Origin of the sequence: Microbacterium sp. BH-3-3-3, from assembly GCF_001792815.1 — a bacterium.
Taxonomy (GTDB): domain Bacteria; phylum Actinomycetota; class Actinomycetes; order Actinomycetales; family Microbacteriaceae; genus Microbacterium.
This window is the reverse complement of the sequence record NZ_CP017674.1, coordinates 658,713-670,162: the sequence shown is the minus strand read 5'-3', so window position 1 is coordinate 670,162 and position 11,450 is coordinate 658,713. Positions and strand designations below refer to the sequence as shown.

Here is an 11,450-nt window from a genome sequence, read left to right as displayed (position 1 = left end):
AGTCATGTCGCAGTCAACAGATCCCGCCGCCGCCGGCGCGCTCGATCAAGGAGTCTTTCGGAACGTCGCGGGGCACTTCGCGTCGGGGGTGACCATCATCACGACCGAGTCCGATAGCCGCCTCTTCGGGACGACAGCTTCCGCGGTGGCATCGTTGTCGATGGATCCGCCGATGATGCTGGTGTGCTTGAACAAATCGAGTTCCACTCATGATGCCATTCGTGAGCGGGGACGATTCGCGGTCAACATCTTGGCGCTCGAACAGCGCGACTTCGCAACTCGGTTCGCTACGAAAGGCGCCGACAAGTTCCGCGATGTCCCATACGCTCAAAGCGAGCGAGGACTGCCGCTCATCGAGGGTGCGCTCGCAAGCATCGAATGTCGCGTGGCAGACACAGCTCCCGGCGGAACTCATACCGTCTTCATCGGAGAGGTTCTCGACGCGCGGTCTCGGCCTGGGGAGCCTCTCGCATACTTTCGAGGAAAATTCGGATCGCTTGAGCGGATACTCGAAGCCAGCAGCTACGAATCGGTTCGCGAGCTCGTCTTGCGGCGACGCACAGCCGTCGGCGAGGAAATTCATATCGACGATTTCGCCGGGGAACTCCAGATGGAGTCTGCACTGGTGTACAACTCACTGGTACGGCTTCTCGCTGAGGGACTCGTGTTGCGTTCGGAGGAAGGCGTGTTCACGCCGACGCCGATTACTGAGGAGTTCGTCGATGACTTCTATGGAGCGCGCCAGACGATCGAGGTCGGTGTGCTCGACGCGTACCTGCACGACGCCCCAGATCACCGAGTGCTCGACATCGTCCGGCGTGGGCATGCCCTGGCCAAGAGCGAAACCGGCACTCCCGATGCACTCGACGCGTTCCTGCGTGACAATCTCGACTTCCATGCTGCGATTGTCAGCCTTGCCGGATCTCGGCAGCTCGAGCTCCAGTTTCGGCAATTGAGTCTCGCCACTGTCTGGCGCGAGACGTATCAGTCTCCTCTATGGCGCGACCAGTCCGGTCACCCGTTGATCCACAGACTGGCCCTGGCCATCGAGAGTCGCGATGCCGAAACCGCGAGTGAACTCGTGCGCACTCAGGTTTCGTTCGTCACGGACGCCGCGAAGGAACTCATCAGGCTGGGCGGCGGCGCGTTGTGAATCACCTCCCGGCCGGTGCAGATTCTCGACATGTCCCGAGCCGTCGTGTGAGTGATGCGTATGACTGGCGAGGGCCTCGCGGATCCCGACGCCGCCATGTCGAGCGCCCTCAACGGCAGGATCTCGGTATTCACTGTGACGGCGACATTGACGAGGTCAAGATTCAGTGAAAGTGACAGGTCGATCTTCGTCTTCGCGGCCAGCGGCATCAGCGGTTCTCTCCCGGTGACCACAGTCAGACGCTCTTGGTCCGACAGGCCGAGAAGTTAACTTCTGAATCTGCCAACGGTCTACATTTGCCCTGATTGCGCCTCGATGCCTGTGAATACGGCCGACCTTGCATTTTCTGGAAGCCCAAGCTAATTCACTAGTTGACGATATGGCTATGGCTGGGTAGCCTGTACCCAACGCGGGAACTCTGGTCGTGAAGGCCAGCGAAAGCACTTCGAGTCGAACAGAAAAGGCGCGAGTTCCCTAGCCATGACACAGAGCGAGACCCACCCGTCGCACTACGGAGGAGTAGAGATGGTCAAGATTCGGAAGTCCAGAAGCACCGTCTTATGGGGGGCGTCGATTCTCGCAACCGCGTCGCTGGCCCTCACCGCATGTTCCGGAGAAGGGACCGGTGCTAGCCCGGCGCCGGCTGACCTGACAGAAGTCCACGTCGATCTGACCACGGCTGTGACGTCGATCGATCCGGCCACGGGCCCCTACCTGTCCGACTCGGTGATCGTCGGGCTGACCAGCGGTCGACTCGTACAGTTCGTTCGGGGCAGCGCGACCGAAACGGAGCCCGTACTCGCCGAGAGCGTGACCGCCTCCAGCGATGCCACGACCTACACCGTGGTCCTGAAGCCTGATCTGACGTTCTCCGACGGCTCGCCGTTGACGAGTGAAGACGTGGTGGCTTCGCTCACCAGATTGCGGGACATCCCCGGACCGAACCAGAGCTACGCGGAGATGATCGTCGATCTGGCAGCGCCCGATACGACGACGGTGACCATCGGGCTGAGCATGCCGTTCGCGGGTTTCGATCAGATGCTTGCCGTCCCGGCCATGGGCATCGTTCCCGCCGCCGCTGCGACGAACGAGGACTACTTCCAAGGCGAGCCCGTCTTCTCCGGTCCTTACGTCCCCGAAGGCAACGTCAAGGGGAGCTCGTTCTCACTCGTGCGGAATGAGACGTTCGCAGGGGCCGTCCCCTCCATCGACAAGCTCGATTTCAGTGTGGTGGCCGACACTCCCACCAGCGTCAAGCGCCTTCAGAGCGGCGATGTGGACTTCATTCCCGCGCTGCCGCACGAAGTGTCGGCACAGCTCTCGGGAGACGTGACGGCTCAGCAGGTCGACGGTCTCGCGAGTCTGTTCATCGTGCCGAACAATCGGCCGGGTGGACTGTTCGAAGACGTGCGCATCCGCCAGGCGATCGCGTGGGCCATCGACCGCGAGGCCCTGGCGACGTCCGCGTTCGGGCCGGACGTCATACTTCAGAGCGGGCCGTACCCTGCCGTGGCGGACTATCCGGTACCGGTGAAGGTCTATGCGAAGCAGGACATCGCCCAGGCAGAGAAGCTGCTCCAAGGCACCGCCTGCGAGAACGGTTGCTCGTTCACCGTCAGCTACTTCGCGAGCGCCTCAGACGAGGCGGGTCGAGTGGCCGCTGTGCTTCAGCAGCAGCTCGAGCCGCTGGGGCTGAACATGAACATCCAGCCCGTCGAGGACCAGCAGTTCATTCAGAACTCGGTGGACGGCGCGTTCGACCTCAACATCGTCACGTTCAGCAAGTTCAATGCTCCGAGTTCTGCGAAGGGCAACTTCGACCCGGCTGCCACGATGTGCATCTTCGCCGGTTGCGAGAACGAACAGATCGCGCCCGCGTTCAATGATCTGTTCGGAGCTCAGACGCCGCAGGACCAGGAAGCGGCATCTGCCCAGGTGTTGCAGGTGTTCGAAGAGTGGACGCCGATCATTCCCGTCTCCGGCGTGACGGGCAGTTACGGCGTTCGATCCAACCTCGTCGACGTGATCGGTCTGCAGCCGAACTCGGAGTTGTGGATTGCCGGCCAGTAGGCCGCGCGCCCTCGCCCGTCGCCCGAGCCTCTCGATTCACGCGCAAGGAAAAGACATGGACGGGTTCGTAGTCGCCTCTATCTCATCTCAGGGTGAGAGATCATGAGTGCCACTACGGAGGCCATCGCGGCAGGCTCCTCCCCTGCCCGGGGACGACGCCGATGGTCACGGTTGGTGCGGAGAGTCGGGCAGAGCATCCTGCAGCTCGTCATTGTGGTGGCGCTGATCGTGGTCGGGACGGCGGTGCTCGTCCGGCTCGTACCCGGCGATCCGGCGCAGGCCATTCTGGGTATGCAGGCGACGCCCGAGACGCTCGAGGCGTTGCGTGATCAGCTCGGTCTGGACCAACCGCTCTTCTCTCAGGTCCTGAATCAGCTCGCTGGGCTCCTGATCGGCGACTTCGGAACGTCGATGACTTCGGACCAGCCGGTCTTCTTCATCGTCGGTGAAGCCCTCCCCGTCACGCTTTCCTTGGTTGTCACGGGGATCCTCTTCACACTCGTCATCGCTGTTCCGCTTGGTCTCCTCCCCGCCTTCGGGGTACGCTCTCGAGGCGTTCGCGTCCTCCGGATGTCGATGGTCGTCCTCATCGCCATCCCGTCCTTCCTAATCGGTATCTACCTGCTCATCCTGTTCAGCGTTCAGCTTCACTGGGCGCCTGCGGGGGGTTGGTCGAGGGAATGGCCGAGCACGCTGCGATACGTCTGGCTTCCCAGCTTGGCCCTGGCGCTATTCATGACGCCGATCTTCGTCCGATCAATCGAGCGTGAGTCGACGAGATTGATGGGCGAGGAGTTCGTGGAGGCCGCGATCAGCCGTGGCGTCTCGCGGCTCTCGCTCGTCGTCCGCCACGTCCTGCCCAACGTGCTTCTCCCGATCATCACCCTTGTGGGATTCAGCATGGCGGTGCTCATCGGCGGCGCGGTGGTGATCGAGGCGCTCTACGGGATTCCGGGAATCGGCTCGGTGGTCGTGACGGCCGTCGGACAACGCGACTATCCCGTGATCGTCGGGGTGACCGTGTTCACAGGCATCTTCACGGTCGTGATCAGCCTCATCACCGACATGATCTACACGATCGCCGACCCAAGGGTGCGTGTTCAGTGACTACCATTCCGCGGACAACCGCTATTCCTCTCGCGGCGAAACGACGCCGTGCCGAACGTGGTCTCACCGAGATCATCGCCGGCGCGGTAGTGCTCCTGCTCTTCGTAATCATGAGCTTTCTCGCTCCCGTCCTCATCGGCTACGGCCCTAACGAGCTGGGCGGGCCGCCTCTGGCGCCACCGTCCCCCGAGCACCCATTCGGGACCGATGTGCTCGGGCGCGACGTTTTCGTCCGGACTTTCGTCGCCGTCCACGTCGACTACCTCGTTGCACTGGTAGGGGCGTTCGTGTCTCTGGCGATCGGGACACTCCTCGGCACTCTGGCCGGCATGGCGAGGCGGCGCACCTGGGGTACGGTCCTGATGAGGGTGACAGACGCACTCATCGCCGTCCCCTTTCCGCTGCTGATCCTTCTGATTCTGCTCACCGTCGGCAATCAGGTCAGTGTGCTGGGCACGCCGCCGGGAGTGTTTCAGATCCTCGTCGGGATCGTGGTCGTCGGCTGGTCGATCTATGCGCGTCTCGCGCGTGCCGAGGCCGCTGGCCTCCGATCACGCGACTACATCGTCGCCGCCGAGTTGATGGGATATGGGAAAGGTCGGATCACGTTCCGCCACATCATGCCTGCTGTGATTGCCGTGACCGGGACCTATGCGGTCGCCGACGCCGTGATCATCGTCGGATTCGTCGCCAGCCTCCCGTTCCTGGGAGCTGGTGTACCGCCGCCCACTCCGGAATGGGGATCGATGATGTACGAGGGGCGCTCCTCAATCGTCTTCGCCTGGTGGCAGGTCATCTTCCCTGCGCTCGCGTTGACCATCTCGGCGGTCGCAGCGTCGGTCATCGCCGACGGACTGCTCGATCGCACTTCGCGCAAACTGAGGAGACAGGAATGACTCTGGACACGGCGCCGGAAGCGCAGCTCAGCCTGCGAGTCCGAGACCTCGAGTTCTCAGTGGGAGACAGCGTCAGGCTTGGTCCGATCACGCTGGAAGCTGCTCCCGGAACGACCCTCGGCGTGGTCGGGGAGACAGGTTCTGGAAAGTCCCTGCTCTGCCGTGCCCTGGTGGGAATGTTGAGCCTCTCCGGTGGAACCATCGACGCGGGCTCGATCGAGTTCCAGGGCGAAGAGTTCGCGCGAGCCGATACCCGCCGCTGGGCTCAACTGCGGCGTCGACGCGTCGGGTATATGCCGCAAGCCTCCATGGCCGGCCTCAATCCCGTGCGCAGGGTGGGCAGTCAGCTCAACGACATCCTCGTCGGCACCCGGATAGTGAAGCGCGACAAATCACGCGTGCTGATGCAACAAGTGCAGATGCGCGACCCTGACCGGGTGCTTCGCAGTTATCCCCACGAGCTTTCCGGCGGGATGCGGCAGCGCGTGATGCTGGCCTTCGCGCTCGCGGGCGACCCCGACATCCTCGTTGCTGACGAACCGACGACAGCCCTGGACGCGACAGTCCAGAACGAGGTGCTCGGTTTGATTCAGCAGGTGCAGAAGGAACGAAACATGGCAATGGTCATCGTGTCGCATGACATGCGTGTGATCCGCCGAGTCTGCGATCAAGTTGCCGTGATGTACGGAGGTCGAATCGTCGAACTCGGCCCGACATCGACTGTCTTGTCCGCACCGTCCCACCCGTACACGAGAGCTCTACTCCAGGCAGATCCTACGCTCGCAGCGCGTAAGACGGTTCTGGGTGCGATACCGGGCGCCCCGCGACCACCTGTCGATTGGCGGGACGGTGGTTGTGTCTACCGCGAACGGTGCCCGTTCTCGACCGAAGTGTGCGCCCAGTCGGTGCCTGAACTCAGGAACGTGCGCGCGGGCGACGCGGCCGCGTGCCACCATGCAGAGAAGGTCGTGGCGGCATGAGCGACACCCCAGCGATCGAGCTACGTGACGTGCGTTATCGGTACACCGGAAACGGTCCAGAGGTCTTGAAAGGCATCAGCCTCGCGGTTCCGGCGGGTACGATCACAGGGCTCGTCGGGGAGAGCGGATCGGGGAAGTCCACCCTGGGCAGACTCGTCGTCGACGAGCGCCGACCGACGGACGGCGATATTCTCATCGAAGGCAGGCGCTGGGATCGCAGTTCGCGCAGGAACGGTATGCGCCGATCCGTGCAGATGGTGTTTCAGGATCCGTTCGCGGCGCTGAACCCGTACTTGTCACCGCTCGCCGCTGTGACCGAGGCGGTTGCTGTCGCAGATCGGCAGGGGCGCGTCAGGGCGCGCGACCGGGCGATCGAACTGCTCGCGCAGGTCGGTCTCAGCGGTGCCCTTGTAGAGAGGGCTCCCAGTTCCCTCAGCGGTGGCCAACGACAGCGCGTCGTGATCGCCCGCGCGTTGGCATGTCGACCTCGGGTGCTGGTAGCGGATGAAGCAACTTCCGCACTCGATGTATCCGTGCAGGCACAGATTCTGAATCTCTTGATGGGGCTGCAGCGGGAGCTGGGGTTGACGATCCTGTTTATCAGCCACGACATCTCGGTGATCAATCATTTGACGGACGATATGGCGGTCCTCAAGGGCGGTGTGATCGTCGAAAGCGGCGCGACCGACCAGATCATGAACGCGCCGCAACATGCCTACACGCGCACTCTGCTCTCAGCGTTCGGCCACACGCCGATCCCTCCCCGCGTTCTTCCCAGTTGAACCGTGTCCGACGGGCGCTGCACTCGCCACTCCGTTGCCGCTGCGGAACACCCACTGGCGACGATGGGGATGAGTGATCGTCCACTACTCAACCAATGACCAGGCAGTTAGAGAAAGGCATCCGGCATGATCAACGAGATTCCCGGTGCGACAGAATCTCCGTCGTACCTCCCCGAGCAGATCTCGCAGAACCTCGCGACCATTCGTGACGCAGGCTACGACGTCCGGGAATACACGATCTCGGCTCCGGCGCGCGTTTTCGCCGATGGCAACGGCGCTCTTCCCCATTCGGTGACCGCCACTTCCGAGTTCACGAGTCGTGTCGTCAGCGTCTTCCCTCTCAGTCCGGAGAAGTTTAGCGGGAACGTGCACTTCGAGCTCCTGAACCCTTCGGGCGGGATGGAGTCATCGATGTTCTGGCCTGATGCGGCGGGATACATCCTCCAGCGTGGTGATGCTTACGTGGGACTCACGTGCAAGAACGTGATCGTTGAGGCGCTGAAGGCAGGCTCCTCTACGAGGTACGCGCACTTGTCGATAGGGCACGACGGGCTGCTCTGGGACATGATCGCTGCTGTCGGACGCGCTCTCCGCGCATCCGAGGGCGGCGGTCTGCTCCCCGGGCTCAAGCCGGCGGAGCGGATCATTGCGAACGGATGGTCGCAGTCGGGTAGCTTCCTCCGTACTTACCTTTCGGAGCATCTCCACGAACTGCACAGTCTCGAGGCTGGTCACGACATCATCGACGGCTATGTGATCGGAGTCTCAAGCGGCGGGTTCGGGCCGATGGGGTATGTGAACATCAACCGGGATGGCGAACTGGACTTCGACGAAGACTTGAGGCCGATCGGCGAATTCGATCAGCTTGAGCTCGACGACCCGCGGCGCGTCGTCCGCGGGGCATCGGTTCCCGTCATGGAGTTCATGACTGAAGATGAGGTCATGCAGCACCAATGGCACAGTCGGGGCGACAGCGACACGCCAGGTGACCTCTACAGGTGCTATCAGATCCCCGGTCGCGGTCACATCAGTGGGGTTCGCAGAGTTCATTACGAGAAGCCCGTCGATGCGCGTCCGGTGCCAGAGGGTGATCTGGCTGATGAGCCGGAACATGTATCGACGATCTTCCTTCTCGCAGCGGCCCTCGACAACATCGTCCTCTGGACCAGGGGTGTGACACCGCCCCGCGCCGATCCGATCGTCGTGGATATTCCGGCGTCGTACGTCCGGGACATGGCGGGTGTGGACTACGCAGCGCTGCGCTCGGTGAAAGACCCCTCAGGGCACGCTCGAGGCGGGGTCCGTTATCTCGACGTCGACCTGCCTCGCACATTCATGGCTGCCGATGTCGATGGTCCCTTGACGATGAAGCACTGGGAGCATCGGGTCCTTTCCCCAGGTGAGATGCGAGGCCTCTACGGCTCAATCGAGGTCTACAGAGAACGCGTCGAAAGGCGGCTGGCGGAGCTCGTCGAGGCGCGTTGGTATCTGCCTGAGCACGTGCCGGCCGCGTTGCACCATGCCCTCGACGGCATCGACTTCTGAGTGTCCGAGCACGAGTCCTGAGAGGAACAAGAAATGGCTTCCAAGATCTTTGTAAACGGTTCGATCTACGTGACTGGGGTCGGCTCGCGGCCGGCTGCGGTCGGCGTCGTAGACGGTGTCATCGCTGCGATCGGGACCAGAGGCGAGGTGGGCGATCGAATCGGGCGGGCTGACGAGATCGACCTCGCCGGCGGCCTTCTCAGCCCGGGTTTCATCGACGCCCACCTGCATCCGATCATGGGAGGGGCGGAACGTGGTCAGTGCGATCTCAACCAAGCGGCGACCCGCGAGGAGGTTCTTCGAATCGTCGCTGAATTCGCAGCGGTGTTGCCGGAGGACGCGTGGGTGACCGGTGGGGGGTGGAGGCAGGACGTTTTTCCGAATGGTCTTCCCACGCGGCAGGAGCTCGACGCGGCGACAGGCGGTCGTCCGGCCATCTTGCGCAGCGGGGAGCGGCACAGTGCGTGGGCGAACACCGCGGCGTTCCGCGCAGCGGGCATCGGAGCGACCTCGCCTGATCCATCCGATGGGCGCATCGAGAGAGAAGCAGACGGATATCCATCCGGCACCCTGCATGAGGGAGCCATAATGCTCGTGCAATCCGTCGCACCCGAACCCGATTTCGATGCCATGTACCGCGGGTTGCTCGTCGCCCAGGATCACTGCTTCTCACACGGAATCACCGGGTGGCAGGACGCCATTCTGCGTGTGCACGACAACGGTATCGATGCGCTCGACGTATACCTTCAGGCACTGGAACGCGGCGACCTGCAGGCGAAAGTCCGGGGCGCCCTGTGGTGGGACAGGAACCGCGGACTGGACCAGGTCGGCGAATTGATCGAGCGCAGGAATCGTGCGCGCGAGTGGGCGCCGCGTTTTCGCGCCGACTCAATCAAGATCATGCTGGACGGGACTTGCGCGAACTTCACCGCGCTCCTCACCCAGCCCTACCACGACGGTCACGGTCATGTCACCGAGAACCATGGGATGAGACTCGTGCCTTTCGAGCAACTCGGGTCTGCCGCCAAGGAACTCGACGCAGCCGGCTTCCAGATGCACTTCCACGCGCTGGGCGATCAAGCGGTTCGGGACGCGCTCGACGCGATCTCGTCACTGCCGCGCCCTTCCTTGCAGCGACATCACCTTGCGCACCTGCAGATCGTGCAGCCGGACGACGCGGATCGTTTCTCGCTGCTCGGTGCGATCGCGAACCTCCAGCCGTTGTGGGCGCAGAGCGATGCGTACATGCATGACCTGACCATTCCGTTCCTCGATCCTCAGCTACGCGAGTTGCAGTACCCTTTTGCGACGCTGGAGCGGGCTGGCGCCCGAATCGCAGCAGGGAGTGACTGGCCCGTCTCTGACATCAGTCCGGTCGCGGGGATGCACGTCGCCGTGAATCGCAACGCGACGGGAGCGCCGAACCCGGGCCCGTTCCTGCCGGAAGAGGCCATGCAGTTGAGGTCGATCTGGGATGCGTACACGGCGGGTTCTGCCTATGTGAACGGCCTCGAGGACCGAGTCGGCAGAATCTCCGTGGGCTATGACGCCGACTTCGCCATCTTCGACACTGACCCGTTCACCGCACCTCCCGAGCAGATCGGGGAGGCCCGCGTGGTATCGACCTGGGTGGACGGACGAGAAGTCTACTCACACGATGCTCGCGTCTGAGCGCCGCAGGCAAGCGCTCCATCGTGTCAGATCCGGAGCGGGCAGTTGCGTCGCGACTTCCACAACCGCAGACCCAATAGGAATGAGGAACCCGCATGCGTGATCCAGGCCTGGAACTTCTCTTCGAAGCGACTGGTGATCTCTCAGCTGCTGTGACCATCGGGAGCACCCCGAATGGCCTGGAACGGGTGATTCCCATCCCCCCTGGTGGGCCTTTCGAGGGCCCGCACATCCGGGGCAAGATGGTCGGTGGATATGATTGGCAGCTGACGCGCCCGGATGGGGTCACTGTCATCGATGCGCTCTACCTTCTGGAAACGGACGACGGTGTGCACTTGCGGTGTCGCAACCGCGGTCTTCGTCATGGCGACCCCGCGGTGATGCAACGTCTTGCGGCAGGCGAGGAGGTCGACGCTGACGAGTATTACTTCCGATGCGTTCCCGAGTTCTCGGCCCCCGCAGGACGATACGGATGGATGAACGACAACATATTCGTGAGCACGGGCGCTCGTTTCTCTCAGTCGATCAAGGTCCGCTTCTACCGTTTGACGTAGTGGACGACATGAACGGTGATACCCGAATCACCTCGGGTATCACCAAGGGGGTAAGGCAATGACACAGTCAAGAGCGAGTCTTCCTGAAGACCGGTTTCTGGACTTCGTGAAGCTGGCTGGTGATCGCACCGCAGCCGAACTCGGGCATCTAGGAAGCGGACCCACCGTGCTATTGACGCTGCTCACGCGCCGCGTCACGCGACAGTTGGCGGACAGCGATAGCGTGGTGTTACCCGACGGCCTCACCTGGGCAGGCTTCCGAGTCTGTTTCGCGTTGTGGGTTGCCGGGCCACTTGAGCCCCACCGCCTTGCGTCTCTCACGTCCATGAGCCGGGCGGCCGTGTCCGCTGCCCGTAAGCCACTCGAATCCCACCAGCTGGTGACGTCGGTCGGCTCGTCCACCGATCAGCGATCCATTCTCTTGTCGCTGACACCGCAAGGCGCCGACCTCGTCCTGGAGATCCACGAACGTGCGATGCGGAACGCTACCGAAGCCCTAAATGCGCTGACGCTGCCCGAGCAACACATGCTCGTGGGGCTTCTCGGAAAGGTTGTAGGCGACGAGGAAGATGCTTCGCCCGCCGCCGACGGGTGAAGCCCGGGTTCCGCTCGCCGCAACGGACTAGGTGGGCCCGTGTCGCTAGGAGCTTGTCGTGGACGCGCACACCGCGCGCGTTCTTTGGGCGACTGGA

10 protein-coding genes are annotated in these 11,450 nt (G+C 62.8%); all 10 read left to right on the top strand.

Translation table 11 applies throughout. From position 1 onward, the window contains the following. Positions 1-4 precede the first annotated feature (4 nt). The 10 genes from BJP65_RS03160 (at position 5) to BJP65_RS03115 (ending at position 11,353) form a co-directional block, all read left to right on the top strand. Complete coding sequence (locus BJP65_RS03160) at positions 5-1,153, top strand: flavin reductase (protein WP_070408186.1); 1,149 nt, start codon at positions 5-7, stop codon at positions 1,151-1,153. Between the two features lie 525 nt (positions 1,154-1,678). After that, on the top strand, positions 1,679-3,223 hold the full coding sequence (locus BJP65_RS03155; RefSeq protein ID WP_181015969.1) for an ABC transporter substrate-binding protein: 1,545 nt from the start codon (positions 1,679-1,681) through the stop codon (positions 3,221-3,223). Positions 3,224-3,325: 102 nt separating this feature from the next. Then, on the top strand, positions 3,326-4,330 hold the full coding sequence (locus BJP65_RS03150; protein WP_083285682.1) for an ABC transporter permease: 1,005 nt from the start codon (positions 3,326-3,328) through the stop codon (positions 4,328-4,330). Next, entirely contained in the window at positions 4,327-5,226 is a 900-nt protein-coding gene (locus BJP65_RS03145; protein WP_156784795.1) for an ABC transporter permease, read from the top strand. The genes BJP65_RS03150 and BJP65_RS03145 overlap by 4 nt, the downstream gene beginning before the upstream one ends. Further along, entirely contained in the window at positions 5,223-6,206 is a 984-nt protein-coding gene (locus BJP65_RS03140; protein WP_056279352.1) for an ABC transporter ATP-binding protein, read from the top strand. The genes BJP65_RS03145 and BJP65_RS03140 overlap by 4 nt, the downstream gene beginning before the upstream one ends. Next, positions 6,203-6,988 carry an ABC transporter ATP-binding protein gene (locus BJP65_RS03135; protein ID WP_070408183.1) on the top strand — a complete coding sequence of 262 codons (786 nt, stop codon included), beginning with the start codon at positions 6,203-6,205 and terminating at the stop codon, positions 6,986-6,988. Before BJP65_RS03140 ends, BJP65_RS03135 begins: the two co-directional genes overlap by 4 nt. Before the next feature lie 126 nt (positions 6,989-7,114). After that, positions 7,115-8,533 (top strand): alpha/beta hydrolase domain-containing protein, encoded by a 1,419-nt coding sequence (locus tag BJP65_RS03130; protein ID WP_070408182.1) that lies wholly within the window; start codon positions 7,115-7,117, stop codon positions 8,531-8,533. 33 nt (positions 8,534-8,566) lie between these two features. Then, on the top strand, positions 8,567-10,204 hold the full coding sequence (locus tag BJP65_RS03125) for an amidohydrolase (protein WP_070408181.1): 1,638 nt from the start codon (positions 8,567-8,569) through the stop codon (positions 10,202-10,204). 95 nt (positions 10,205-10,299) lie between these two features. Then, on the top strand, positions 10,300-10,758 hold the full coding sequence (locus tag BJP65_RS03120; RefSeq protein WP_056279360.1) for a DUF3237 domain-containing protein: 459 nt from the start codon (positions 10,300-10,302) through the stop codon (positions 10,756-10,758). A gap of 58 nt (positions 10,759-10,816) precedes the next feature. Then, a complete protein-coding gene (locus tag BJP65_RS03115; RefSeq protein ID WP_070408180.1) occupies positions 10,817-11,353 on the top strand; it encodes a MarR family winged helix-turn-helix transcriptional regulator in 537 nt (178 codons plus the stop codon). The last annotated feature ends 97 nt before the right edge of the window (positions 11,354-11,450 follow it).

Bases quoted from the DNA above. Each gene is read 5' to 3' on its own strand.
- BJP65_RS03140 (WP_056279352.1), top strand. From the start codon at position 5,223: ATGACTCTGGACACGGCGCCGGAAGCGCAGCTCAGCCTGCGAGTCCGA.
- BJP65_RS03150 (WP_083285682.1), top strand. From the start codon at position 3,326: ATGAGTGCCACTACGGAGGCCATCGCGGCAGGCTCCTCCCCTGCCCGG.
- BJP65_RS03120 (WP_056279360.1), top strand. From the start codon at position 10,300: ATGCGTGATCCAGGCCTGGAACTTCTCTTCGAAGCGACTGGTGATCTC.
- BJP65_RS03155 (WP_181015969.1), top strand. From the start codon at position 1,679: ATGGTCAAGATTCGGAAGTCCAGAAGCACCGTCTTATGGGGGGCGTCG.
- BJP65_RS03130 (WP_070408182.1), top strand. From the start codon at position 7,115: ATGATCAACGAGATTCCCGGTGCGACAGAATCTCCGTCGTACCTCCCC.
- BJP65_RS03135 (WP_070408183.1), top strand. From the start codon at position 6,203: ATGAGCGACACCCCAGCGATCGAGCTACGTGACGTGCGTTATCGGTAC.
- BJP65_RS03160 (WP_070408186.1), top strand. From the start codon at position 5: ATGTCGCAGTCAACAGATCCCGCCGCCGCCGGCGCGCTCGATCAAGGA.
- BJP65_RS03115 (WP_070408180.1), top strand. From the start codon at position 10,817: ATGACACAGTCAAGAGCGAGTCTTCCTGAAGACCGGTTTCTGGACTTC.
- BJP65_RS03125 (WP_070408181.1), top strand. From the start codon at position 8,567: ATGGCTTCCAAGATCTTTGTAAACGGTTCGATCTACGTGACTGGGGTC.